Source organism: Klebsiella quasipneumoniae subsp. quasipneumoniae (genome assembly GCF_020525925.1).
In the GTDB taxonomy this organism is placed as follows: domain Bacteria; phylum Pseudomonadota; class Gammaproteobacteria; order Enterobacterales; family Enterobacteriaceae; genus Klebsiella; species Klebsiella quasipneumoniae.
Genome location: NZ_CP084876.1, coordinates 61,706 through 86,780, shown reverse-complemented (window position 1 = coordinate 86,780; position 25,075 = coordinate 61,706). Strand labels below are relative to the sequence as shown.

The window sequence follows — 25,075 nt, the reverse complement described above, 5'->3', positions numbered from 1 at the left end:
GCACGTTAATAAACCACGGTTTCCCCATCCTGCGGGATACACACTACCTCGGCTATCTGATTATCCAGCGCATACTGGCGCATCTCTTCCCGGCTCACCAGGCAGTGGTTGACCGCTTCCAGGTGAATCGCCATGATTTTCGCTTCCGGCAGGGTGAAGTGTACGTTCAGGAGATCCTCTTTGCCCATGATAATCGGGCCAAAGCCGATGACGTGGGCGTAGCCGGCGTTGAGGACCACCACGTCCGGGCGCAGCTTCAGCAGGTCGGCTGCAATTTCATCACGCCAGATGGTATCCCCCACCAGCCACAGCGTCTTCTCCTGCGGATGGCGAAACAGCACGCCGCAGGCCTCGCCCAGGCGTTCGGCCATCGCCGGCACCGCGTAGGTGCGATCGCTGCCGTGCTGGCCGGAGGTGGTTTTCAGCAGGCGCACGCCGGCAAATTCGCTGTCTGCCGTCAGCAGGCGGATATCCTGGAAACCCTGGCTGCGCAGCAACGCGCCGTCGGCTTCGTGCTGGACGAACACCGGCAGGGTTTTCGGGATCGCGGCGATCGCCGCCTCGTCCCAGTGATCGTCATGGGTATGGGTGACGATCACCGCGTCAACGTCGATGATTTTATCGCGGGAAAAAGGCAGCGCTACCAGCGGGTTGCGCAGCTCGCTGCGCGCGGTGCCCGGAAAACCCGGCCAGGCGCCCTTGTCCGCCAGCATCGGATCGATCAGAAACTTTTTCCCGGCATATTCAATAATCTGGGTCGCGTTACGGATATGGGTGATGTTCATGTTGGCGTTCCTCAGGGGGGGTGATTTGACGAACATCGTACTGAGTACCAGCCTGGCGCAATAGGGGCATTTGGGCAAGGATCGATGAAATCGGGCCAACCTGTGGCGATTGCTATCCGCCTCCGGCTATGTTGTTCTGAAGGCTCCATTTTTGACAGGAGTGGCAGGATGAAGAAAAAACTGACCGCCGCCGATATGCACGACCCGCAGGTCATCGCCGAGACGCCGTGGTTCAGCATGCGCAAGGTGGGTATTGATATCGCCCCCGGCGAGCGCCGCGACTTTTACGCCATTCACTATCCGCGCCCGGCGGTGGGGATTGTGGCCATTCAGGATGAGAAAGTGCTGCTGATTCGCCACTACCGCTACCTGATCGACAAGGTGGTGTGGGCCATTCCGTCAGGCGGCGTTGACGAAGGGGAAGATCCGGCGGTCGCCGCGCTGCGCGAGCTGCGGGAAGAGACCGGCTGGCAGGCGCAACGCGTCGAGGAGATCATTCGCTTCAACCCCTCCTACGGCAGCAGCGATCAGCTGTTTATCACCTGGCTGGCCACCGGTTTACGCTGGGTGGGGATGGATGCGGATCAGGATGAAGTGATGGAAACCGGCTGGTTTACCTTTGAGGAGATAAACCAGCTGATCGCCCGCGGCGAAATGCCGGACGGGCTGTCGCTGGTGCCGCTGCTGCAATTGATGGCGCAGCCGCGCACCGGGCAGGCTACGGCTTAAGCATCCGCCAGCGGAACCACAGCTGGGCAACCAGGATCAGCACGCCGCCGATAATCTTCTGCAGCGGCAGCTGTTCGCCATACCACAGCGCGGCGGCAATGACCGTCAGCAGCGGTTCGAGCACCATAATGATCGCCGCGCTGGCCACCGCCGCGTACTTCTGCCCCTTCATCTGCAGACCGAAGCGCAGGCTGGTGGCGATGACAATGCTGGCCACCAGCCAGCCGAAGGTCGGCAGGGTCATCGGCTGGTCCCAGCGTTCAACGGCAGCGGAGAGGGTCAACCCGACGATACCAGTGATCGCCAGCTGCACGGTGGTCAGGGGGATCAGCGGTACTTCGCGCGCGCAGCGGCTGGTGTAACAGAACCAGATGGACTGCACCAGCGCCGTCAGCAAAAACCAGCCCTGGCTGGGATGGAAGACTATCGGCATGTGCAGGCTGAGCAGGCCCAGGCCCACCACCGCGATCGGCAGGCACTCCCACCAGGCCCGCGGCGGACGCACCTTCATCATCACCCACGCGGTCAGCGGGACGAACATCATCGACAGGCTCATGATAAACGCCCCTTCGCCGAGCGACGCCGTCGTGGAGACCGAGTAGATCCACAGGCAGAGGTTGAGCGCAAACCATAGCCCGCTGATGATGAGCTTTGGCCAGTGCTGCTTTTGCGGGCGAAACCCGCGGCAAAACGGCAGCAGCAGCAGCGCGGCGAAGAAAAAGCGCAGCCCAAGGAACGCGAATACCGGCATGCCGGCGATCGCCTCGCGGGAAAAAATCCAGCCGCAGGCGGCAATCACCGTCGCGGCAATCAGCAGCAGATCGGCCTGCCGTTGGCGTACCATACGCGCCTCTCCCTGTAAGTTGGCTTACCAGCCCGGCACCGCGCCGCCGTTGAAAATAGTCTCTGCCGCCTTCGCCACCTCCGGCGACTGGTACGACTGCATAAACTCTTTCACGTTTTCGGCGTCTTTATTGTCTTCACGGGTCACGATGATGTTCACGTAGGGCGAGTTTTTATCTTCGATAAAGATGCCATCGCGAACCGGCGACAGCCCGGTTTGCTGCAGGTAGGTGGTGCTGATGATGGCCACGTCGACTTTAGGATCGTCGAGTACGCGCGGCAGTTGCGCCCCTTCCAGCTCCATAATTTTCAGATGATGCGGGTTGTCGGTGATATCCACCGCCGTCGGCAGCAGGCCGGTACCGGCTTTGAGGGTTATCAGCTTCTCTTTTTGCAGCAGCAGCAGCGCCCGCCCGAGGTTGGTCGGATCGTTGGGGATAGCGATCGTCGCGCCGTCTTTCAGTTCGGCGACTGACTTTATCTTGCGCGAATAGCCGGCCATCGGGAAGACGAAGGTATTGCCTACCGCCACCAGATGGTAGTTATGCGCTTTGTTGTCCTGCTCAAGGAAAGGCCGATGCTGGAAGACGTTGGCGTCCAGATCCCCGGCGTTGGTCGATTCGTTAGGCAACAGCGAGCCGCTGAACCCCACCAGCTCAACCTCCAGACCATATTTCTCTTTGGCCACTTTCTTCGCCACTTCCGCCACATCCTGTTCAGCGCCGTTAATCACGCCGACCTTAATGTGCTTCGCTTCATTACCCTTTTGGTCGCAGCCGACCAGCGCCAGACCCGCCAGCATTACCGCGGCGGCGGCACGTAAACGTAATCTCATCCTCTTCACCCTGTCCGTCCTGACTGTCGTTGTTTTTTTCGTGCAAAACTATAGCGACTTTCGGGTGGGGTAATAAACAGCAAACCGCGCAACCGGAAATAAAATCATCTTCGCCAGGCGCGAAGCGCTAGCCCCGTCGCCACTCGCCCGGCGTCACGCCATAGCGCATTTTGAAGCGCTTCGAGAAGGACGCCAGCGACTGAAAGCCGCAGCGTTCGGCAATGACCTCGAGGTTGGTCTGACGCTCCAGGCGCAGCAGCCGGGCGGCCAGCGCCATTCGCAGCTGCGACAGCCACGCCTGCGGCGTCAGGTGATAAACGCGGGCAAAATGGCGGGCAAAGGTGGCCCGCGACAGAAAGGCGCGGGCGGCCATGGTTTCCAGCGTCCACGGCTGCTCCGGGGTCGCCATCACCGCCAGCACCGCCGGCATCAGGCGCTCATCGCTCATCAGACGCAGCAGCCCGCCTGGCGGCTGCTGCTCGCCAAGCAGCATGCGCAGCAGCAGCACCAGCAGCGTATCGCCGAGGCTGCGCACGATAGCGCTGCCGCCGGGACGCTGCGCCAGACTTTCGCGGACCAGTATGTTAAGCAACGGCTGCAGCTCCGGGCAGTCTTCGCGCGCATCGGTATGGAGATGGATCAGCGTCGACGCCTCAGTGAACAGCCAGCTGACGTGCGGACCAAAATAGAATTCGCCGCACAGCATCTCCAGCGCCCCCTCCGCCGGGCCGGCGCGCATTTCCGTCACCGTGCCGTTAAAGCGATGCGCCACCGGCAGCACCTGGCCCCACTCCACCAGGCTCTCCATCAGGTGCGGCGAACCGTGCGGCAGGAGGACCACATCTCCCGCGCGCAGGTGATGGGTCTGGCCGCCGACGTTGAGCCGCCCCTCGCCGCGCAGCACCACGTGCCATGGCACCACGCCGCTGCGCATTTGCTGGTGCCCGGCCTGCCAGCGGCCGCCGAAGCGACAGTGCAGGTTCACTTCGCAGCGCGGCGCCAGCAGCGCCAGCAGATGACTGAGACTGTCCATGCTTCTCCTGAGACGATAAGACAAAAAGGTGAGACGAAGACCGCCAGTCTAGCATGCGGCAACCGCCTAAGATGACCCCGATGCCAACACACACCCTCGAAAACAACAGGAGTTAACCATGAGCCGTTTAGCTGATATCCGTGAACAAGACGCCACCGGCAAAGCCGCCGATATTTTCGCCGGGATCAAAAAAGCGATGGGCAAAGTGCCGAATGCCTACCTGGCCATCGGCGGCCACTCGCCGGCCGCGCTGCAGCAGGCGCTGGCGCACAATGCGATGCTACATAAAGGCAGCCTCAGCGCCCAACAGCTGGAAGCCATTAACCTGTCGGTCAGCGAAGCCACCGGCTGTGACTACTGCCTGGCCGCACATACGCTGATGGCGAAAAAAGCCGGCTTCAGCAGCGAACAGATCCACGCCCTGCGCCGCGGGGAGTATGCGGAAGAGGCACAGCTTGATGCGCTGGTGAAATTTGCGCAGACGCTGGTGACCACCACCGGCACGCTGCCGGAAGCCGACGTCGCCGCGCTGCGCAACGCCGGTTTTAGCGACCAGCAGGTGATTGAGATTATCAGCGCCATCAGCGCGATCCTGTTCACCAATATGGTGAACCGGGTTAACGACACGGTGGTCGACTTCCCGAAAGCCGATTAATCCGTCGCGCAGCGCCGGTTTTACAGCCCCAGGTCGCTGAGCCCCGGATGATCGTCCGGGCGACGCCCCTGGGGCCAGTGGAACAGGCGCTCGCTTTCGGCGATCGGCAGGTCGTTGATGCAGGCGTAGCGCGTCTGCATCAGCCCGTGCTGATCAAACTCCCAGTTTTCATTGCCGTACGAGCGAAACCAGTTGCCGCTGTCGTCGCACCACTCATAGGCGAAGCGCACGGCGATGCGATTTTCCTGCCATGCCCACAGCTCCTTAATCAGCCGATATTGCTGCTCCTTATGCCATTTTCGCTGCAGGAATTCGACAATTTGCCCCCTGCCGTGGACAAACTCGCTGCGGTTGCGCCATTCGCTGTCCATGGTGTAGGCCAGAGCGACCTTTTCGGCATCGCGGCTGTTCCAGCCATCTTCCGCAGCGCGGACCTTCTGGATAGCGCTGTCGCGGGTAAACGGCGGTAACGGGGGACGTTGTTCGGTCATGCTGACTCTCCTCTGCGGGCTAATTGCTGCTGCAGGCGCTGATTCTCCTGCTCCAGGTCATGAATACGTTGCTGCAGGTTCTGGCTGTACTCCGCCACCTGCTGCGCGCTGTAGCGCGGCGTAATGTGCTGCGGGCAGTTCCAGTCAAACGCCTGCAGATGAAAAAGAAACAGGCGCTCGATGCGGGCGCGATAGTTGGCCGGCGCCACCTGCGCCAGCAGCGGCGGGTGGTTCTCTGCCGCCACGACCTCGACGGTGGCGTAGATTTTCAGCCTGGCACGGCGCGGATAATCCATCAAAAACAGGCAGGCCCGGTCGCTGCCGCGCAGGTTGCCGGTGGTGATGTACTGACGGTTGCCGCCGAAATCCGCCATCGCCAGGGTGGTATCGTCCAGCAGATGCAGAAACCCCGGCGGGCCGCCGCGATGCTGAATGTAGGGCCAGCCGCTCTGCGACACCGTCGCCAGATAAAAGCTGTCGCGGGTGGCGATCATCCCCGCTTCGCTGTCGCCGAAGCGGTCGGCCTGGCGTCGGCTGCGCGGCGTTTGCCACAGCTGGTCGCTGCCCATTTCATGCTGCACATCCATCACGTCCGGGGTGATGGCGATATCGAGAAAGGTTGCTGCCATAGCGCCTCCTGTTGTCTGGCGCCATCATGGACTGTACTGCGAAAAATGATAATACTGGTTTAGTGGCAATCATCTTTCCAAAAATCGGGAGAATAATGGATCGATTAAGCGCGATGGCGCTGCTGGTGAAAGTGACCGAGCTGGGGAGTATGTCGGCGGCGGCGCGGGCGCTGAATATGCCGTTGACCACCGTCAGCCGCCATATCGGCGAGCTGGAGAACGCGCTGGGGGTGCGCCTGCTGGCGCGGACCACCCGCAAACTGACGCTCACCGACGCCGGGGTCGATTATGTCGCTGCCGCGCGGCGGATCCTTGAGGAGGTGGAAAACGCCGAACGCCAGGCGACGGGCGAGTATCAGGAACCGAAAGGCGAGCTGGTGATCTCTGCGCCGACAATGTTTGGACGCCAGCACGTTCTCCCGGTGATCGCTGAATTTATCGCCCGTTACCCGCAGATTCACGTCCGTTTGCTGCTCAGCGATCGTAACGCCGACCTGGTGGGCGACCATATCGATCTGGCGGTGCGGATAGGCGACCTGGCGGACAGCAGCATGGTGGCCACCCGCCTCGGCAGGATGCGCATCGTGGCCTGCGCCCATCCGGCGCTGCTGGCGAAATACGGCGAGCCGCAGCGGCCGCGCGATCTGGCGGCGCTGCCGATCATCCGCATTGAATCGCCGATGCCCTATCGCGGCTGGCGCTTTCGCGCCGCTGAGCGCGAGGACCAGTTGATTAACCTGCCGCCGGCGTTATCGGTCACCACGCCGGAGAGCGCTGCCGATGCCGCGCGGCTGGGGGTGGGCGTAGCTCGCTTACTGCACTATCAGGCGCTGGACGGCCTGCGACAGGGTGAGCTCCGTCTGCTGCTGGAGCGCGTCGAGCCGGAGCCGGCGCCGGTCCATTTGCTGTATACCGCCCGGGACCTGGCGCCGCTTAAGCTGCGAAAATTTATCGATTTTGCCGCGCCGGCGCTGCGTCAGGCGCTGCTGCGCATCGCCGGGGCCGCTTAGTGCGTCGCGGTCTTCAGCGGCGCCTCCTTTAACAGCCAGGAGAGGACAAACGCCACCGCCATAATGCAGGCCGCCATGAGGAACGCCCCGTGGATCGCCGCGCCGAAGGCGTCGAGATAGTCGAGGCGGATATCCGCGGGCAGGTGCTGCACCGCCACCGGATTCATTCCCGGCGGCAGTACCGCGCCTTCCGGCAACAGCTTTTGCAGGTTGCTCTGCAGCACGTGCGTGAACACCGCGCCAAACAGCGCCACGCCGATGGAGCCGCCGATCGAGCGGAACAGGGTCACGCCGGAGGTGGCGACGCCGTAAAGCTTCGCCGGCATCGCGTTCTGTACCGCCAGGACCAGCACCTGCATCACCAGCCCCAGACCGGCCCCCAGCACGCCGGTAAACAGGTACAGCTGCCACAGCGGTGAGTGAATGGTGATCCGGGTCAGCAGCACCATGCCGGTCACGCCAAGCAGGGTACCGAGGATCGGAAACAGGCGATATTTACCGGTACGGCTGATAATCCGCCCGCTGATAATCGAGGTCAGCAGCAGGCCGCCCATCAGGGGGATCAGCTGCAGCCCGGCCTCGGTGGGGGTCGCCTCCTTCACCACCTGCAGATAGAGCGGCAGGAAGGTGACTGATCCAAACAGCGACATGCCGATGACGAAGCCGATCAGACTGCACAGCAGGAAGCTGCGGTTGCGGAACAGCGACAGCGGAATAATCGGCTCGGCGGCCATTCGCTCTTCGTAGATAAAACCGATGACCCCCACGATGCCGAAGGCCAGAATGCACCACAGCTGCGGGTCATTCCACGCATGAACGCTGCCCCCTTCCGAGGTAAACAGGATGATGCACATCAGCGCCATGCTGAGGTAAATCGCCCCCAGCCAGTCAATCTCATGCTGGCTGCGTTTATTGCTGCTGTGGAATACCGCGCCGATCACCAGCAGCGCGAAGAGGCCCAGCGGCAGGTTGATGTAGAAGATCCAGCGCCAGGAGGCGTGCTGCACCAAAAAGCCGCCGATCAGCGGGCCGATCACCGTCGCCAGGCCAAAAACGCCGCCGAACAGCCCCTGATAGCGGCCACGGCTGGCGGGCGGGATGACGTCGGCCACCGCCGCCATGCTGATGACCATCAGGCCGCCGCCGCCGAGCCCCTGCAGGCCGCGCATCAGCACCAGCTGGGTCATGTTCTGCGCCAGCCCGCAGAGGGCGGAGCCGACAAGAAACAGCCCAATCGCCACCTGCAGCACGATTTTGCGGCCGAACAGATCGCCGAATTTACCGTACAGCGGCACCGCGATGGTGGAGCTGAGGATATAGGCGGTAACCACCCAGGAAAGCTTGTCCAGCCCGCCCAGTTCGCCGACAATCGTCGGCAGCGCGGTGGAGACAATGGTCTGATCCAGCGCGGAGAGGAGCATCACCAGCAGCAAGGCGCTAAACAGCAGGCGTATCGACTGCCCCGGTGGGTTCGCGACTTGAGAAGTCATCACAACACTCGCTTGAAATTAATTAAATGCATAATTAATATTTAGTGAAAGAATGAGTCGGGTCAAGAGATCGCCATATCATGACAGCACAAAAGGATCAGGATGCCCCCCGCCGCCCGGGGCGGCCGCGCGGCAAAAAACCGGGTACCGCCAACCGCGAACAGCTGATGGACATCGCCCTGACGCTGTTTGCCCGCGACGGCGCGGCCCGCGTGTCGTTGAACGCCATCGCCAAAGAGGCCGGGGTGACGCCGGCGATGCTGCATTACTATTTCAGTTCGCGGGATGCGCTGGTGACGCAGCTGATCGAAGAGCGCTTTATGCCGCTGCGCAACCACATCAGCCGCATCTTTGTCGACCATCCGCAGGACCCTGTGCTGGCGCTGACGATGATGGTCGAGACGCTGGCGCACATGGCGGAGAAAAACGCCTGGTTCGCGCCGCTGTGGATGCAGGAGATCATCGGCGAGATGCCGATCCTGCGTCAGCATATGGACGCCCGCTTCGGCGAGGAGCGTTTTCAGGTGATGCTGGAGGCGGTGCGCCGCTGGCAGCGGGAGGGCAAGATTAACCCGGCGCTGTCGCCGGAGCTGCTGTTTACCACGGTGATTAGCCTGGTGCTGGTGCCGTTTTCGCGCATCCACAGCGATCCGCGTTTACAGGCGGTCGACCGCCAGACCATCGTCAGTCACGCGCTGGCGTTAATGGGCCATGGCGTCGGGGGTTAAGGCGTGGTTTTGAGGCTTTTGTAGCCCGGATAAGGCGCCACGCGCCGCCATCCGGGATTTTCCCTGCTCGCGCTACGCTTAGCAGGGCTACAGAAATAACGGCACAACCGTAAATTTCCCTGCTCGCACTGCGCTTAGCAGGGCTACAGAAATAACGGCACAACCGTAAATTTCCCTGCTCGCACTGCGCTTAGCAGGGCTACAGAAATAACGGCACAACCGTAAATTTCCCTGCTCGCGCTACGCTTAGCAGGGCTACCACTCCCGTGTTATGTCCGGGCAGATTGCGCTCCCGATATTTCTTCTGCGCTATGTCTCTTATGGCGCAGGGAGCGCACAGGGGGCGGCCAGTCGCCGCCGCCCCCTGTACCCCCGGGCTCCGGCCAGCAAAATCGCCGCTACGCGGTACCTTCGACTTATCCCTGCAGGCTTCGGGTCGGGCCGAGGCAGCGTCCATGCAAAACACGGCCCTCAGCCCGCATCCATGCGGGCTGCCCCGGCCTTCCGGGAACGTCTCAGCGATTTTGAGGCCGCCAGCACCGGCAGTTTCAGTCGCGCAAGTGGGTATATCAACAACAGGCCGCTCGGCATCATGGCGGGCACAGCACGAACCGTAGGCCGGGTAAGGCGCAGCCGCCACCCGGCAAGAATACTGGTGCCGTGCCTGATATCCTGCCCGGCGGCGCTGCGCTTGCCGGTCCTGGGTGGGGCGAAACTACGGGAGAACTATGTAGGCCGGATAAGGCATTTATGCCGCCATCCGGCACAATCACAGGTACGGTACCTGACCGCCCGGCGATATCAGGACCGTTACAGCGCCTTCGACAAATAGTGACGCTGCATCCCCGCATGCGGGAAGTCGGGCAGCGACATCTGCAGCTGATAGCCTAATTTCTGATAAAACGGCAGCGCCTGGAAGCTAAAGGTATCCACCAGCAGATGGCTGCAGCCCAGCGCCTGCGCCTGCCGCTCCGCCTCCTGCATCAGCTCGCTCCCCAGTCCGCGACCGCGCGTCGCTTCGCTGACCCACAGATACTCAATGCACAGCCAGTTACCCTTGCGTTTGGCAATCAGCCCGCCCTGCATCACCCCTTGCGCATCGCGGGAGTAAACGCCCAGATCGCCAAACTGCGCCGCATCAAGATACTGCTGATTATAGTGCCGCAGACCGACAAACAATTCTTGTTGGTCGTCGGGATTAATGCTTTTTGTAATAATTAACGCCATTAACTATCTCCAGTATCGCGGTGCCGAAAGGTTATTTTTCCTCTCCACTTTCACAAAAAATTCTTATTTTCTCCATGATTATTTGCCTTAATTTTTTGCGTTCTAAAAGTAAGCAAAAAAACCTTTCCATTATCGCGGCGGATCGTATAATGGGAAAAAAATGAGAATGATCATTCTCACCACAAAACCAGAGGAGATGCGCTTTTCACCTCCTGAAGGCCGAAGAGGTTGGCTTCAGCGGAGACACAATAACAATCACGTTCAGGAACATCTGTGTTCCTTTTTTGTCATTTTCGCTTAGCCGAAAATGCCTCAGCGCCCAACCTATTCCCTCGTTTTTAAATAAACGGGGCGGACGTCTTATATCTTGAGAAAATATAATGAAATACATCATAGCTCCCATCGCGACAGCATTATTTCTCCTCAGCGGATGCGATAATGCGCAGACATCTGCCCCGCAGCAACCCACGCCGGAAGTGGGCGTGGTCACTCTGCAAAGCCAGCCGGTTCCGGTAGTCAGCCAGCTCACCGGCCGCACCACCGCCTCGCTCAGCGCCGAAGTACGCCCGCAGGTGGGCGGCATCATCCAGAAGCGCCTGTTTACCGAAGGCGATATGGTGAAGGCCGGGCAGGCCCTTTACCAGATCGATCCCTCCAGCTATCGCGCGACCTGGAATGAAGCGGCGGCGGCGCTGAAACAGGCCCAGGCGCTGGTGGTCTCCGATTGCCAGAAGGCTCAGCGCTACGCGTCGCTGGTCCGGGATAACGGCGTCTCCCGCCAGGACGCCGACGACGCCGCCTCCACCTGCGCCCAGGACAAGGCCAGCGTGGCATCGAAGAAAGCGGCGCTGGAGAGCGCGCGCATCAACCTGAACTGGACCACTGTCACCGCGCCGATTGCCGGGCGCATCGGCATCTCGTCGGTCACGCCGGGGGCGCTGGTTTCCGCCGATCAGGATACCGCGCTGGCGACGATCCGCGGGCTCGACACCATGTATGTCGATCTGACGCGATCCAGCGTCGATCTCCTGCGTTTACGCAAACAAAGCCTGGCCAGCAATAGCGATACCCTCAGCGTGACGTTAATCCTTGAAGATGGCAGCACCTACAGCGAAAAAGGGCGTCTGGCGCTCACCGAAGTCGCCGTCGATGAATCCACCGGCTCGGTAACCCTGCGCGCCATCTTCCCCAACCCGCATCACGTCCTGCTGCCGGGGATGTTTGTCCGCGCGCGCATCGATGAAGGCATCATGAACGACGCGATCCTCGCCCCGCAGCAGGGGATTACCCGCGATGCCAAAGGCGACGCCACGGCGCTGGTGGTCGATGCCGACAACAAAGTTGCGCAGCGCGCCGTGGAAACCGGCGACACCTACGGCGATAAATGGCTGGTGCTGAGCGGCCTGAAAGCGGGCGACAAGCTGATCGTCGAAGGCACGGGTAAAGTGGCCCCTGGCCAGACGGTGAAGGCCGTTGCCGTCAACAATAACGGAGGCAACGCCTGATGTTCTCCCGTTTCTTCGTGCGTCGCCCGGTCTTTGCCTGGGTGATCGCCATTCTGATTATGCTCGCCGGCGTGCTGGCGATCCGCACTCTGCCGGTGGGCCAGTACCCGGACGTCGCCCCGCCGGCGGTGAAAATCTCCGCCACCTACACCGGCGCCTCCGCCGAAACCCTGGAGAACAGCGTCACCCAGGTGATCGAGCAGCAGCTTACCGGCCTCGACCATCTGCTCTACTTCAGCTCCACCAGCAGCTCCGACGGCTCGGTCAGCATCACCGTCACCTTTGAGCAGGGGACCGACCCGGACACCGCCCAGGTGCAGGTGCAGAACAAAGTCCAGCAGGCGGAATCGCGGCTGCCGAGCGAAGTCCAGCAGTCCGGCGTGACAGTGGAAAAATCGCAGAGCAGCTTCCTGCTGATCCTCGCGGTGTATGACAAAACCGACCGCGCCACCAGCTCCGATATCTCCGACTGGCTGGTCAGCAACCTGCAGGACCCGCTGGCGCGCGTAGAGGGCGTCGGCAGCCTGCAGGTGTTCGGCGCCGAATACGCGATGCGCGTCTGGATGGACCCGACTAAACTCGCCTCCTACTCGCTGATGCCTTCCGACGTCCAGTCGGCGATTGAGGCCCAGAACGTGCAGGTCTCCGCCGGTAAAATCGGCGCCCTGCCATCGTCCAGCGCCCAGCAGCTGACCGCCACCGTGCGCGCGCAGTCGCGGCTGCAAACCCCTGACCAGTTCAAAGCGATCATCGTGAAAAGCCAGGCCGACGGCTCGGTGGTGCGCCTGAGCGATGTCGCGCGGGTGGAGATGGGCAGCGAGGATTACACCGCTACCGCCAATCTCAACGGCCACCCGGCCGCCGGGATCGCGGTGATGATGGCCCCCGGCGCCAACGCGCTGGACACCGCGACCCTGGTGAAAAGCAAAATCGCCGAATTCCAGCGTCAGATGCCGCAGGGCTACGATATCGCCTATCCAAAGGACAGCACCGAGTTCATCAAAATCTCGGTCGAAGACGTGATTCAGACCCTTTTCGAAGCGATTATCCTCGTGGTCTGCGTGATGTATCTGTTCCTGCAGAACTTCCGCGCCACGCTGATCCCGGCGGTAGCGGTCCCGGTGGTGCTGCTCGGCACCTTCGGCGTGCTGGCGCTGTTCGGCTACTCGATTAACACCCTGACGCTGTTCGCCATGGTGCTGGCGATCGGCCTGCTGGTGGACGACGCCATTGTGGTGGTGGAGAACGTCGAGCGCATTATGCGCGACGAAGGGCTGCCCGCCCGGGAAGCCACCGAAAAATCGATGGGCGAAATCTCCGGCGCGCTGGTGGCGATCGCCCTGGTGCTGTCGGCGGTCTTTCTGCCGATGGCCTTCTTCGGCGGCTCGACCGGGGTCATTTATCGCCAGTTCTCGGTGACCATTATCTCGGCGATGATGCTGTCGGTGGTGGTGGCCCTGACCCTCACCCCGGCGCTGTGCGGCGCGCTGCTCAGCCACTCCAGGCCTCATACCAAAGGGTTCTTCGGCGCGTTTAACCGCCTGTGGGGGCGCACGGAAGCGGGCTACCAGCGCCGCGTGCTCGGCGGCCTGCGCCGTGGCGCGGTGATGATGGGCGCTTACGTCCTGATTTGCGGGGCGATGGCGCTGGCGATGTGGAAACTGCCGGGCAGCTTTCTGCCGGTGGAGGACCAAGGGGAGATCATGGTCCAGTACACCCTGCCCGCCGGGGCCACCGCGGTGCGTACCGCCGAGGTGCGTCGCCAGGTCACCGACTGGTTCCTGACCAAAGAGAAAGCCAATACCAACGTCATTTTCACCGTCGACGGCTTCAGCTTTAGCGGCAGCGGTCAGAACGCCGGGATGGCCTTCGTGTCGCTGAACAACTGGTCGCAGCGCAAAGGCGACGACAATACCGCCCAGGCCATCGCCCTGCGCGCCAATAAAGAGCTGGGGACGATCCGCGACGCCACCCTGTTCGCCATGACCCCGCCGTCGGTGGACGGTCTCGGACAGAGCAACGGCTTCACCTTCGAGCTGATGGCCAGCGGCGGTACCGACCGCGACAGCCTAATGAAGCTGCGCAGTCAGCTGCTGGCGGCGGCCAACCAGAGCGGCGAGCTGCAGTCGGTGCGCGCCAACGACCTGCCGCAGATGCCGCAGCTGCAGGTGGATATCGATAACAACAAAGCGGTCTCGCTGGGGCTGTCGCTGAGCGACGTGACCGATACCCTCTCCAGCGCCTGGGGCGGTACCTACGTGAATGACTTTATCGACCGCGGCCGGGTGAAGAAGGTGTACATCCAGGGCGAGAGCGACGCGCGCGCCGTGCCCTCCGACCTCGGCAAATGGTTCGTTCGCGGCAGCGATAACAGCATGACGCCCTTCTCCGCCTTCGCCACCACCCACTGGCAATACGGCCCGGAAAGCCTGGTGCGCTACAACGGCTCCGCCGCCTTTGAGATCCAGGGCGAAAACGCCGCCGGCTTCAGCTCCGGCGCGGCGATGGACAAGATGGAAAAGCTGGCCGACAGCCTGCCGGCGGGCTCCACCTGGGCGTGGAGCGGCATTTCGCTGCAGGAAAAGCTGGCCAGCGGCCAGGCGATGAGCCTGTACGCCATCTCGATTCTGGTGGTGTTCCTGTGCCTGGCGGCGCTGTATGAGAGCTGGTCGGTGCCGTTCTCGGTGATCATGGTCATCCCGCTCGGCCTGCTCGGCGCGGCGCTGGCGGCGACGCTGCGAGGCTTAAGCAACGACGTCTACTTCCAGGTGGCGCTGCTGACCACCATCGGCCTGTCGTCGAAGAACGCCATCCTGATCGTGGAGTTCGCTGAATCCGCAGTGGATGAGGGTTATTCGCTCTCCCGGGCGGCGATCCGCGCCGCGCAGACCCGTCTGCGCCCAATTGTCATGACCTCGCTGGCGTTTATCGCCGGGGTGCTGCCGCTGGCCATCGCCACCGGCGCCGGGGCCAACAGCCGCGTGGCGATCGGCACCGGCATCATCGGCGGCACCCTGACGGCCACCCTGCTGGCGGTGTTCTTCGTACCGCTGTTCTTCGTGCTGGTGAAACGCTTCTTCACCCGCCAACGTTCTTCTCAGGAGTAAGGTATGTTTCGTTTGAGTTTTATGTTTATCGCGCTCCTGACCGCGGGCTGCGTCTCGCTTGACCCGCATTATGATCGCCCGGCCGCGCCGGTGCCGGCTACCCTGCCCGGGGCGCACGGCGAATCGACGGCGGTGGTCGGCGACTGGCAGAAAGTGGTCAATGACGCGCGGCTGAAAAAAGTGGTCAGTATCGCGCTGAACAGCAACCGCGATGTGCAAAAGGCGCTGGCCGATATCGAGGCCGCGCGCGCCCAGTACGGCGAGACGCGGGCGTCGCTGTTCCCCACCGTCGATGCCGAGCTGAGCCATACCCGCAGCAAAACGGTGGCCAGCGGCCTGAGCTCCGCTTCGCAGGCCGACGGGGCGGTCTCCAGCTTCGAGCTGGATCTGTTTGGCAAGAACCAGAGCCTGTCGCGCGCGGCGCGCGAAACCTGGCTTGCCAGCGAATTCACCGCGCAGAATACCCGGCTGACGATGATTGCCGATTTGACCACCGCCTGGGTGACCCTGGCGACGGATAACAGCAATCTGGCGCTGGCGCAGCAGACCATGGACAGCGCAGCAAACTCGCGCAACATCGTCGCCCGTCAGATGGCGGTGGGCACCGCCTCCGCCGGCGATTTAAGCTCGGCGGAAAGCGTCTATCAGCAGGCGCGCGCCAGCGTCGCCAGCTACCGCACGCTGGTGGCGCAGGATAAAAACGCTATTAACCTGCTGGCGGGGGAAACCGTGCCGGAGAGCCTGCTGCCCGGCACCCTCGACAGTCTCGGGGATAACTGCATCGCCCTGGTGCCGGCGGGGGTATCATCGTCGGTGCTGCTGCGCCGGCCGGATATTCAGGAAGCGGAGCATAATCTGAAGAGCGCCAATGCCGATATCGGCGCGGCGCGGGCGAACTTCTTCCCGTCGATTTCCCTGACCGCCAGCGCCGGCGTCGGCAGCGACTCGCTGTCGTCGCTGTTCAGCCACGGGATGCAGGTGTGGTCGTTCGCCCCCTCCATCAGCCTGCCGCTGTTCACCGGCGGCAGCAACCTGGCGCAGTTGCGCTATGCGGAAGCGGAGAAGAAGGGGCTGATCGCCACCTACGAGAAATCGATTCAGAGCGCCTTTAAGGACGTTGCCGATGCGCTGGCGCGCCGGGAAACGCTAAATGAAGAGCTCGATGCCCAGCAACAGTATGTCGCCGCCGAGCAGACCTCGCTGGATATCGCCATGAAGAGCTATCAGGCTGGGGTCGGCGATTATCTGTCGGTGCTCACCGCCCAGCGCACGCTGTGGTCGGCGAAGACGACGCTGCTGTCCCTGCAGCAGACCGACCTCAATAACCGGATCACCCTCTGGCAGTCGCTGGGCGGCGGCGCCAGTTAATTTCACCCGCCGGGCGACCGCGCCCGGCTTCTGTAAGGAATCGTTATGCCACGTGTTTCCCTCTCCTGGGCGCTGATCCTCGGCCTGCTGTCGGGCATTGGGCCGCTGTGCACGGATTTTTATCTGCCGGCTCTGCCGGAGATCACTCAGCAGCTGCAGGCCACCAGCACCCAGACCCAGCTGTCGCTGACCGCCGCGCTGATTGGCCTCGGCCTGGGTCAGCTGTTTTTCGGCCCGCTGAGCGACCGGATTGGCCGCCTGAAACCGCTGGCGCTGTCCCTGCTGTTGTTTATCTTCTCTTCGGCGATGTGCGCCCTGACCCGGGATATCAACATGCTGATTGTCTGGCGCTTTTTACAGGGCTTCGCCGGCGCCGGCGGCTCGGTGCTGTCGCGCTCCATCGCCCGCGATAAATACCAGGGCACCCTGCTGACCCAGTTTTTCGCCCTGCTGATGACGGTGAACGGCATTGCGCCGGTCCTGTCCCCGGTGCTGGGCGGCTACGTGATCACCGCCTTCGACTGGCGAATTCTCTTCTGGACGATGGCCGCCATTGGCGGCGCGCTGCTGGTCATGAGCCTGACTATCCTGCGGGAAACGCGCCCGGCCGCGGCGACCCATGCCGCCCGCCAGCGGCCCGGCCAGCCGGTGCTGAAGAATCGTCGTTTTCTGCGCTTCTGCCTGATTCAGGCGTTTATGATGGCCGGGCTGTTCTCCTACATCGGCTCCTCTTCCTTCGTAATGCAGAGCGAATACGGCATGAGCGCCATGCAGTTCAGCCTGCTGTTTGGTCTGAACGGTATCGGGCTGATTATCGCGACGATGATCTTTTCCCGTCTGGCGCGCCGCTTCAGCGCCGAAGGCCTGCTGCGCGGCGGCCTGACGCTGGCGGTGGGCTGCGCGGCGATCATGCTGCTGTTTGCCTGGCTGCAGCTGCCGGTTCTGGCGCTGGTCGGCCTGTTTTTTACCGTGTCGCTGATGAGCGGCATCAGTACCGTCGCCGGCGCGGAAGCGATGAGCGCCGTCGACGCCGCCCAGTCCGGGACCGCGTCCGCGCTGATGGGCACCCTGATGTTTGTTTTCGGCGGCATCGCCGCGCCGTTGGCGGGCCTCGGCGGCGAAACGATGCTGAAGATGAGCCTCGCGATGGCGATCTGCTACCTGCTGGCGCTGCTGATGGGCCTCAGCCAGCCGCGCGGCGCGCGCTAAACGCCAGGTGCGGTAATAAAATATTCCACCTTGATTACCGCACTATTTCCCGCCATCTCTACCATTCTCATATTATTCTCCTCGAACTAATCGTGATACTCTTCACAGGCAAGGAATAAATAATTCCTTATACTGCGCACGACTGAGAATAACGAGGTTCCTATGAGTATTGACCTGAGCAAACTGCTGACCGAGCGACGCAACGCCAACAGCGCCAACATTGACACCCTTTCCACCCTCGAGATGCTGACGGTGATAAACCAGGAAGACCAGCAGGTGGCCCAGGCGATTACGCCCTATCTGCCGCAGATTGCCGAGGTGGTGGATAAGGTCGCGACGGCGCTGCAGGCCGGTGGCCGCTTGATTTATATCGGCGCTGGCACCTCAGGGCGTCTGGGGATCCTCGATGCCAGCGAATGCCCGCCGACTTTTGGCACCCGCCCGGAGCAGGTGGTGGGGATCATCGCCGGCGGACATAAAGCGATTCTCAGCGCCGTGGAAAACGTGGAAGACAACAAAGCGCAGGGGGCGATGGATCTGCAGAACCTGAACTTCAGCAACCGCGATGTACTGGTGGGGCTGGCGGCCAGCGGACGCACGCCGTACGTCATTGGCGCCATGGAGTATGCCCATCGTCAGAATGCCTTTGTCGCCATCGTCAGCTGTAACCCGCATGGCGAAATGGCTCAGCTGGCGGACGTCGCCATCACCCCGGTGGTCGGCCCGGAGGTAGTGACCGGCTCGACCCGCCTGAAAGCCGGTACCGCGCAGAAGCTGGTGCTGAACATGATCTCCACCGGGGCGATGATCCGCGTCGGCAAGGTCTACAGCAACCTGATGGTCGACGTCGAAGCGACCAACGCCAAGCTGATTGAGCGCCAGGTTTCCATCGTGATGGAGGCGACCGACTGCGATCGTCCCACAGCCCAGAAGGCGCTGGAGGCCTGCGGCCGCCACTGTAAAACGGCGATCGTGATGGTGCTGGCGGACTTAAGCGCCGAAGCGGCGCAGTCGCTGCTGGCGAAGAACAACGGCTATATCCGCAAGGCGCTCAGCAACACCTGAGCGCCGACAGACAGGTAACGGGCAATGGCAAAAATAACGAAAGAGATGATAGCGCGGATCCTCGCCCACGCAGGCGGCGCCGCTAACGTCGCGCAGGCAGGCAACTGCATGACGCGCCTGCGCTTGACCCTGCGCGATGAAGGCCTGGCCGACACCGCCGCCATACGCCAGATTGACGGCGTGATGGGGGTGATCGTCAGCGACGAGCAGTTCCAGGTGGTGCTCGGCCCCGGCAAGGCGCAAACCGCCGCCGAGATGATGAACGGCCTGCTGGAGGAGGCGCCCGCCGCGCCGACGCTGGCCGACGTCGCGGCGGAGAAAAAACAGGCGCTGAAGGGCAAGCAGACCAGCGCGGTGCAGAAGTTTCTCGCCAAATTCGCCACCATTTTTACGCCGCTGATCCCCGGCTTTATCGCCGTCGGGCTGCTGCTGGGCTTCGCCACCCTGGCGGAACAGGTTTTCGTGCTGGAGAACGCCCATCCGAACGCCAGCCTGGTGGCGCTGATTGGCTATATGAAGGTATTCAGCAAAGGGATGTTCACCTTCCTGAGTATCCTGATTGGCTATAACGCCCAGAAGGCGTTCGGCGGCTCCGGCGTGAACGGCGCGATTATCGCCTCGCTGTTCGTGCTGGGCTACAACCCGGAGGCGACCAGCGGCGTCTATGCCGGGATCTCCACCTTCTTCGGCCACGGTATCGATCCGCGCGGCAATATCATCGGCGTATTGATCGCCGCCATCCTTGGGGCGTGGGTTGAACGCCAGGTGCGGCGGGTCATGCCGGCCAACCTCGATATGATCCTCACCTCGGCGGTGACGCTGCTGATCATGGGCGCGGTGACCTTTACGGTGATCATGCCGATTGGCGGCTGGTTGTTTACCGGCATGTCGTGGCTGTTCCTGCATCTTAACGGCAATCCGTTTGGCTCGGCGGTGCTGGCCGGTCTGTTCCTGCTGGCGGTGATGTTCGGCGTCCATCAGGGGTTTGTCCCGGTCTATTTTGCGCTGGTGGATGCCCAGGGCTTTAACTCGCTGTTCCCAATCCTGGCGATGGCCGGGGCCGGGCAGGTGGGGGCGGCGCTGGCGCTGTTCTGGCGGGCGAAGCGCGATTCGCTGCTGCGAACCCAGATTAAGGGGGCGATTATTCCGGGCTTCCTCGGGATTGGCGAGCCGCTAATCTACGGCGTCACCCTGCCGCGGATGAAGCCGTTTGTCACCGCCTGCCTCGGCGGCGCCTGCGGCGGCTTCTTCGTCGGGCTGATCGCCTGGCTGGGGCTGCCGGTCGGCCTGAACACGGTGTTTGGTCCGTCCGGGCTGGTGGCGCTGCCGCTGATGACCTCCGGCAGCGGGATTTACGCCGGGATGGCGGTCTACGCCGGCGGACTGGCGGTCTCCTACCTGTGCGGCTTTGCGCTCACCTGGCTGTTCGGCAGTAAAAATGTCGATTTAAGTTAGAGCGCGTTTGTCGGTTAATGCCCGGCGGCGGCTTCGCCTTACCGGGCCTGCAAAATAGTTGTACCGCCGCGCCCGACTACCATTTCCTGCCCCGCCGCCCCGGGCGGGCGCATGCTATGATTCCCCTTTGTCATATTTCGCCAGAGGAAAAGATGGGCTCCAGCAAAAAAGGGATGCTGAACGTACTGATTGCCGCCGTGCTGTGGGGCAGTTCCGGGGTGTGCGCGCAGTTTATTATGCAGGAAAGCCAGATGTCGTCGCCGTTTCTGACCATGACGCGTCTGCTGTTCGCCGGGCTGATCCTGTTGATGCTCGGCTTTGTTCACGGCGACCGCATTTTCCGCGTGCTGCAAAACCGCCGCGACGCCGTCAGCCTGCTGTTTTTCTCGCTGTTTGGCGCGTTAACCGTGCAGTTCACCTTTCTGATGACCATTGAAAAATCGAATGCCGCCACGGCCACGGTGCTGCAGTTCCTGTCCCCGACGATCATCGTCGCCTGGTTCGCCCTCGCCCGTAAAGCGCGCCCCACTCCGCTGGTGCTGGGGGCTATCTGCACCTCGCTGGCAGGCACCTTTCTGCTGGTGACCCACGGCAACCCGACGACGCTGTCGATTTCGCCGGCGGCGCTGTTCTGGGGGATCGCCTCGGCGTTTGCCGCCGCGTTTTATACCACCTATCCCTCGACGCTGATTGCCCGCTACGGGACGCTGCCGATCGTGGGATGGAGCATGCTGTTCGGCGGCGCGATGCTGCTGCCGTTTTATGGCGGCCAGGGCACCGATTTTGTGGTTAACGGCAGCCTGCTGTTAGCCTTTTTCTACCTGGTGGTGATCGGTACTTCGCTGACCTTCAGCCTTTATCTTAACGGCGCGCAGAAGATTGGCGGCGCCAAAGCCGGGATCCTCAGCTGCGCCGAACCGCTGAGCAGCGCCCTGCTGTCGCTTCTGCTGCTGGGGATCACCTTCACGCTGCCGGACTGGCTGGGCACGCTGCTGATCCTGGCCTCGGTGGTGCTGATCGCCATCGACTCGCGGCGGCGGGTGAGAGCCGCCTGAGGCGATGATAACAAACGCCTTTTCAACAAGTTAAATTAACCGCTATTTGCGTGTTTTCCCGCCTGCGCATATAGTTGACGGAAGCGATTACGGAAGGAGAAGCCTGATGAAAGCATGTTGGATGGTATGCCTGGTCACCGCCCTGAGCGCCACGTCGGCGTGGGCTGAATCACCGCTGCAAAGCCTGCAGTTCGAACAGCAAAAGCAGCAGGTGCTTAAAGCGGTGAAGGAAAAATGCGCGCCAGCAAGCCACCTCAGCGACAACGATTTTGCCAATAACGTGCTGGCGACCGACGGCAACAAGAACGCGGTCCGCGAAGCAACGCTGGCGAAAGAGCGCAATAACCAGAAAAGCTACCAGGCCGCGATCGACAAAATCGTCTGTCCGGCCAAATAGCGACTATTTCAGCCTGGCGACCAGCGTTCTCCAGTCAAACGGCGTCAACTGCCTGTAGCTCAGGCTACGGGCAGCCATCTGGTGCGGAAGCTGGCGCTGGCTTTTCGCGATCGCCTTGCTCATGACCCCGCTGCTACCCACGTCACGCAGGGTTTTCACCACCTCTTCCATCTCTTCGCTGCGCCGAATTCCGTGTTCCGCCACCCGGCTGATCAGATAGTCGGGAAACGTCCCCGTCCAGCCCAGAGAGGGGAAACTATGATGCAAGGAGCTCAGCACCTCCTCCTCGACGCCATATTCACGGGCCGCGAACAGACATTCAGTGGTGAGCGCTTCAAGACCCTTGATCATCACGCTGCGGCACATTTTTATCGCCGACACCTGGCCCACCGTACTGGCGCCATAGCGGGCGTTCAGCCCCAGCCCCTGCAGACGCGGCGCCATCGCCTCCGCCTGCGGCCCGCCGATCAATAACGGTGTCTGCAATCGGGCCGGCGGCACCGGCGCCATCACCGCGACATCAATGTAAACGCCGGGAAGAAAATGGCCAGCCGCCTGCCGTTTCGTCTCCGGCGCCACGGAGTTGAGATCGAGGAAATATTGCCCCGGCTGCAGCAGCGCGGCGGCCAGCTGCGCGACCTTTAGCGCCTCACCGGCGGTCACAGTAGAAAAAACCAGCGTGGCGCTCTCCAGCGCCTGCGCCAGCGAACTCCCCACCTGAACGCCCGACTCACTGGCTTTCCTGACCATTGCCTCTCGCTCCGGGCCATTGAGCTTGCAATCCCAAATGGTCACCGCATGCTCACGGGCCAGATCTGCCGCCAGAATGCCACCCGCCTCGCCAAAACCAATAAACGCGATTGTCGTCATCATTACTCCTCACACGGCCAGACGCGGGCCGGAATAAAAACTTCGCCAGCAAACAGCAGTCGCGCCGTGCGTAACAGGCCGCAGCCTGCCAGGGCGCCATCAGCGTCAAGCTGAAGCGTCACGCTAAATTCACCTGTCGGATGCTCAACGCTGAGCAGCGGCGTCTCGCCTGGCGCGACCTGCGCCATGCCCTGCGCGACAGTGCCCGGGATCAGACAGGCGCTGGCGACACTCACCGCGCCAAAAACGCCGATCGACGCGTGGCAGCGATGCGGGATAAAGGTGCGGCTGCTGATGGCGCCGCCGTGTCGCGGCTCGGCGATCAGGGTCATCTTTGGCACCGTACGCTGGCTGACGTCACCCAACTGCATCAGTGGCCCGGCCTGCAGACGAATCGACTCGAGGCGACGTTTAAGCGCGTCATCATTATCCAGTTGTTCGCGTGTCTCATAGCCTGTGCATCCCAGATCGCAAGCGCGCAGCAGGATCACAGGCATCCCGTTATCGATGCAGGTCACCTCGACGCCATCAAAACGGTCGCGGACCCTGCCGGTCGGCAGCAGTGTCCCGCAGCTGGAGCCTGCCACATCAAGAAAATGGAGCAGGATTGGACTGGCGCTGCCCGGCACACCATCGATACGACTCTCGCCGACGTAGTTGACTCCCTCGGCATCGCAGGGGATCTCTGCCACCGCCAGTTGCCCCGTGTTCTCCATATAAATACGCACCCGAGTAAGCGGCGCATCGTGGGGAACGAGCCCACGCTCGATGGCGAAAGGGCCAACGGCGGCAAGAATATTCCCGCAATTTTGGCCGTAATCCACCGTGGCCCCCGCCACGTTCACCTGGGCAAACAGATAGTCCACATCGGCGTCAGGCCGTGCAGAGCGGCGAATAATCGCCACTTTACTGGTCAGCGGATCGGCGCCGCCGATCCCGTCAATTTGCCGGGGATCTGGCGAGCCCATCACCGCCAGCAGCACCGCATCACGTTGCGCCGGATCGGCAGGCAAATCGTCAGCAAGAAAACAGGCCGCCTTCGAGGTGCCGCCGCGCATCCACAGACAAGGGATCCCACGTTGCGCCATCTTACTCCTCCACCTCATCAGCACTGTCGTAATACCGCAGCCCCTTTTCCGCCAGACGCGGGCGCATAGCGTAAATATCGAGTCCCAACTCGCCATGGCGCATCCGCTCACGCTTCGCAAGTTCATTACTCATGCGGGCTTCCGCTTTATCAAGCACATCACGAACCTGAGCGTGCGGCAGCACCACGACTCCGTCGTCGTCAGCCACTACGACATCGCCCGGCTGCACAAGCTGGCCTGCGCAAATCACCGGCACGTTAACCGAACCGAGGCTCTCTTTCACTGTTCCCTGGGCATACACCTGACGAGACCAGACGGCGAATCCCATCTCCCGTAGCGTCTGCGAATCGCGAATGCCGATATCGCCCACCAGACCGACCACGCCGCGCGATTGTAGAGACGTCGCCAGCAGATCGCCGAAGAAGCCATCGCCGCACGGCGACGTCGGGGCCACCACCAGAATATCGCCGGCGCGGCACTGCTCGACCGCGACATGAAACATCCAGTTGTCACCTGGCGTCACCAGCACGGTTACCGCGTTGCCCGCCCGACTGACACCCTGCTGAATCGGACGGATTGTCGGCCCCATCAGCCCCTGACGATCCCAGGCCTCATGAAGCGTCGCCACCCCGGCCGCCTCACAGCGGCGCAAAACCGCCTCGTCATGGCGCGGCAGATGGCGGATCACAAGGCCTTTTTTATTTAACAGGTTCATGCCAGGTTCTCCGTTACGCGGGGGAAGATGCTCTGGAAGGCTTCGCCGTGAACGATATCGCGCGCGGCCGTGATGCCGATATTGCGCTTGGCCTGTACCCCGCGCTGCAGCGCCACGCGGGTGTAGTATTCCCACAGATGCTCCTGACCCTGCATGCACTGAATGGCCTGATACTTTTTCTCCCAGACGGCGGTGATGTCCAGTAACACATCGGGTTTCCAATTGCACTGCTCCGGCTGGTGCGGTTCGAAACAGTAAACCGGGGGAGCAGAGACAATTTTCTCACCGGGGCGATAGCCCTCTGCCTGGGCGATAATCCGTGCTTCCTGAGCCAGATGGGAGGCCAGCGGATGATCGTAGTTATAGGGATCGTGCAGGGAGTGCGTCAGGACAAAGTGGGGCTGGATACGGCGATACACATCCGCCAGACGAAATAGCGTCTCTTTATCGGCGCGCAGCGGATAGTCGCCGATATCAAAGAATTCGACGCTGGCGCCCAGGATCTCGGCAGCAGCCTGCGCCTCTTCGCGACGGACTTGCTTCACCGCCTCCTCCGTCATGTTGCCTTTACGCCATAGTTTGGCGGACTCGCCGCGCTCGCCAAAGGACAAACAGACCACATGGACCTGATAGCCCTGCAGGGCATGCAGGGCTATCGCACCGCCCGCGCGCCAAACGAAATCGGCCGAGTGGGCGCTGACGACAAGGGCACTTTTTTCGCTAACCGGATGAGACATGATGGCTTCCTCTGTTGTTTTTTTCAGCTTGTCATGTCCCGCCGTTGGG

25 protein-coding genes and 1 pseudogene are annotated in these 25,075 nt (G+C 62.0%); 13 read left to right on the top strand and 13 right to left on the bottom strand.

Annotated elements, in window-relative coordinates:
* Positions 1-5: 5 nt before the first annotated feature.
* Positions 6-785 carry an MBL fold metallo-hydrolase gene (locus tag LGM20_RS00435; protein WP_023291397.1) on the bottom strand — a complete coding sequence of 260 codons (780 nt, stop codon included), beginning with the start codon at positions 783-785 and terminating at the stop codon, positions 6-8.
* 168 nt (positions 786-953) lie between these two features.
* Here LGM20_RS00435 and LGM20_RS00430 point away from each other — a divergent pair, with 168 nt between their 5' ends.
* Positions 954-1,514 carry an NUDIX hydrolase gene (locus LGM20_RS00430; protein WP_044525065.1) on the top strand — a complete coding sequence of 187 codons (561 nt, stop codon included), beginning with the start codon at positions 954-956 and terminating at the stop codon, positions 1,512-1,514.
* Here LGM20_RS00430 and LGM20_RS00425 read toward each other — a convergent pair.
* The 3 genes from LGM20_RS00425 to LGM20_RS00415 form a co-directional block, all read right to left on the bottom strand.
* Positions 1,504-2,358: a DMT family transporter gene (locus LGM20_RS00425; protein WP_023291399.1), complete on the bottom strand. Its 855-nt coding sequence runs from the start codon at positions 2,356-2,358 to the stop codon at positions 1,504-1,506. The genes LGM20_RS00430 and LGM20_RS00425 overlap by 11 nt on opposite strands.
* A gap of 24 nt (positions 2,359-2,382) precedes the next feature.
* A complete protein-coding gene (nlpA, locus tag LGM20_RS00420; protein ID WP_023291400.1) occupies positions 2,383-3,192 on the bottom strand; it encodes a lipoprotein NlpA in 810 nt (269 codons plus the stop codon).
* 127 nt (positions 3,193-3,319) lie between these two features.
* Positions 3,320-4,225, bottom strand: coding sequence for an AraC family transcriptional regulator (locus LGM20_RS00415; protein WP_023291401.1), 906 nt, complete (start codon positions 4,223-4,225; stop codon positions 3,320-3,322).
* A gap of 118 nt (positions 4,226-4,343) precedes the next feature.
* On the opposite strand from LGM20_RS00415, the gene LGM20_RS00410 reads away from it, so the two are divergent.
* Entirely contained in the window at positions 4,344-4,880 is a 537-nt protein-coding gene (locus tag LGM20_RS00410; protein ID WP_032433699.1) for a carboxymuconolactone decarboxylase family protein, read from the top strand.
* A gap of 20 nt (positions 4,881-4,900) precedes the next feature.
* On the opposite strand, the gene LGM20_RS00405 is transcribed toward LGM20_RS00410, so the two are convergent.
* Both LGM20_RS00405 and LGM20_RS00400 read right to left on the bottom strand, forming a co-directional pair.
* The gene (locus LGM20_RS00405; RefSeq protein WP_044525066.1) at positions 4,901-5,371 is read right to left on the bottom strand and encodes a nuclear transport factor 2 family protein; all 471 of its coding nucleotides are present in this window, start codon (positions 5,369-5,371) and stop codon (positions 4,901-4,903) included.
* Positions 5,368-6,000 (bottom strand): pyridoxamine 5'-phosphate oxidase family protein, encoded by a 633-nt coding sequence (locus LGM20_RS00400; RefSeq protein WP_044525067.1) that lies wholly within the window; start codon positions 5,998-6,000, stop codon positions 5,368-5,370. The genes LGM20_RS00405 and LGM20_RS00400 overlap by 4 nt, the downstream gene beginning before the upstream one ends.
* A gap of 95 nt (positions 6,001-6,095) precedes the next feature.
* Between LGM20_RS00400 and LGM20_RS00395 the strand changes: the two genes are divergently transcribed.
* Positions 6,096-7,010 carry a LysR substrate-binding domain-containing protein gene (locus tag LGM20_RS00395; RefSeq protein WP_023291405.1) on the top strand — a complete coding sequence of 305 codons (915 nt, stop codon included), beginning with the start codon at positions 6,096-6,098 and terminating at the stop codon, positions 7,008-7,010.
* On the opposite strand, the gene LGM20_RS00390 is transcribed toward LGM20_RS00395, so the two are convergent.
* Complete coding sequence (locus tag LGM20_RS00390; protein WP_044525068.1) at positions 7,007-8,500, bottom strand: MDR family MFS transporter; 1,494 nt, start codon at positions 8,498-8,500, stop codon at positions 7,007-7,009. The genes LGM20_RS00395 and LGM20_RS00390 overlap by 4 nt on opposite strands.
* Positions 8,501-8,580: 80 nt before the next feature.
* Here LGM20_RS00390 and LGM20_RS00385 point away from each other — a divergent pair, with 80 nt between their 5' ends.
* On the top strand, positions 8,581-9,228 hold the full coding sequence (locus tag LGM20_RS00385; protein WP_032454396.1) for a TetR/AcrR family transcriptional regulator: 648 nt from the start codon (positions 8,581-8,583) through the stop codon (positions 9,226-9,228).
* A gap of 810 nt (positions 9,229-10,038) precedes the next feature.
* Here LGM20_RS00385 and LGM20_RS00380 read toward each other — a convergent pair.
* The gene (locus LGM20_RS00380) at positions 10,039-10,455 is read right to left on the bottom strand and encodes a GNAT family N-acetyltransferase (RefSeq protein ID WP_044525071.1); all 417 of its coding nucleotides are present in this window, start codon (positions 10,453-10,455) and stop codon (positions 10,039-10,041) included.
* Here LGM20_RS00380 and LGM20_RS00375 point away from each other — a divergent pair.
* Complete coding sequence (locus tag LGM20_RS00375) at positions 10,430-10,546, top strand: hypothetical protein (protein ID WP_032429230.1); 117 nt, start codon at positions 10,430-10,432, stop codon at positions 10,544-10,546. The two genes, LGM20_RS00380 and LGM20_RS00375, sit on opposite strands and share 26 nt — an antisense overlap.
* Here the strand turns inward: LGM20_RS00375 and LGM20_RS00370 are convergent.
* Positions 10,506-10,629: pseudogene (locus tag LGM20_RS00370) on the bottom strand (hypothetical protein). The gene LGM20_RS00375 and the pseudogene LGM20_RS00370 sit on opposite strands and share 41 nt — an antisense overlap.
* Positions 10,630-10,835: 206 nt before the next feature.
* On the opposite strand from LGM20_RS00370, the gene eefA reads away from it, so the two are divergent.
* The 8 genes from eefA (at position 10,836) to LGM20_RS00330 (ending at position 21,616) form a co-directional block, all read left to right on the top strand.
* Complete coding sequence (eefA, locus tag LGM20_RS00365) at positions 10,836-11,960, top strand: multidrug efflux RND transporter periplasmic adaptor subunit EefA (protein ID WP_044525072.1); 1,125 nt, start codon at positions 10,836-10,838, stop codon at positions 11,958-11,960.
* On the top strand, positions 11,960-15,067 hold the full coding sequence (gene eefB, locus LGM20_RS00360; protein ID WP_044525073.1) for a multidrug efflux RND transporter permease subunit EefB: 3,108 nt from the start codon (positions 11,960-11,962) through the stop codon (positions 15,065-15,067). The genes eefA and eefB overlap by 1 nt, the downstream gene beginning before the upstream one ends.
* Before the next feature lie 3 nt (positions 15,068-15,070).
* Positions 15,071-16,435 carry a multidrug efflux RND transporter outer membrane subunit EefC gene (gene eefC / locus LGM20_RS00355; protein ID WP_032454402.1) on the top strand — a complete coding sequence of 455 codons (1,365 nt, stop codon included), beginning with the start codon at positions 15,071-15,073 and terminating at the stop codon, positions 16,433-16,435.
* A 45-nt stretch (positions 16,436-16,480) separates the two neighbouring features.
* Positions 16,481-17,644, top strand: coding sequence for a multidrug effflux MFS transporter (locus LGM20_RS00350; protein WP_044525074.1), 1,164 nt, complete (start codon positions 16,481-16,483; stop codon positions 17,642-17,644).
* 162 nt (positions 17,645-17,806) lie between these two features.
* A complete protein-coding gene (gene murQ / locus LGM20_RS00345; RefSeq protein ID WP_023291413.1) occupies positions 17,807-18,709 on the top strand; it encodes an N-acetylmuramic acid 6-phosphate etherase in 903 nt (300 codons plus the stop codon).
* A 24-nt stretch (positions 18,710-18,733) separates the two neighbouring features.
* On the top strand, positions 18,734-20,164 hold the full coding sequence (gene murP, locus LGM20_RS00340; protein WP_023291414.1) for a PTS N-acetylmuramic acid transporter subunit IIBC: 1,431 nt from the start codon (positions 18,734-18,736) through the stop codon (positions 20,162-20,164).
* Positions 20,165-20,316: 152 nt separating this feature from the next.
* Positions 20,317-21,219, top strand: a complete 903-nt coding sequence (locus LGM20_RS00335; RefSeq protein ID WP_004205129.1) for a DMT family transporter — start codon at positions 20,317-20,319, stop codon at positions 21,217-21,219.
* A gap of 106 nt (positions 21,220-21,325) precedes the next feature.
* Positions 21,326-21,616 carry a YicS family protein gene (locus LGM20_RS00330; RefSeq protein WP_023291415.1) on the top strand — a complete coding sequence of 97 codons (291 nt, stop codon included), beginning with the start codon at positions 21,326-21,328 and terminating at the stop codon, positions 21,614-21,616.
* A gap of 3 nt (positions 21,617-21,619) precedes the next feature.
* Here the strand turns inward: LGM20_RS00330 and LGM20_RS00325 are convergent, their stop codons facing one another.
* From LGM20_RS00325 to galB, 4 genes are read right to left on the bottom strand one after another with little or no spacing between them, the layout of a single operon-like run.
* Positions 21,620-22,486: a DUF1932 domain-containing protein gene (locus tag LGM20_RS00325; RefSeq protein WP_044525075.1), complete on the bottom strand. Its 867-nt coding sequence runs from the start codon at positions 22,484-22,486 to the stop codon at positions 21,620-21,622.
* Positions 22,487-22,488: 2 nt separating this feature from the next.
* On the bottom strand, positions 22,489-23,574 hold the full coding sequence (locus tag LGM20_RS00320) for a 4-oxalomesaconate tautomerase (protein ID WP_044525076.1): 1,086 nt from the start codon (positions 23,572-23,574) through the stop codon (positions 22,489-22,491).
* Between the two features lies 1 nt (position 23,575).
* Positions 23,576-24,289 (bottom strand): 4-carboxy-4-hydroxy-2-oxoadipate aldolase/oxaloacetate decarboxylase, encoded by a 714-nt coding sequence (locus tag LGM20_RS00315; RefSeq protein WP_023291418.1) that lies wholly within the window; start codon positions 24,287-24,289, stop codon positions 23,576-23,578.
* Entirely contained in the window at positions 24,286-25,026 is a 741-nt protein-coding gene (gene galB / locus LGM20_RS00310) for a 4-oxalmesaconate hydratase (protein ID WP_012540275.1), read from the bottom strand. The genes LGM20_RS00315 and galB overlap by 4 nt, the downstream gene beginning before the upstream one ends.
* Positions 25,027-25,075: the final 49 nt, after the last annotated feature.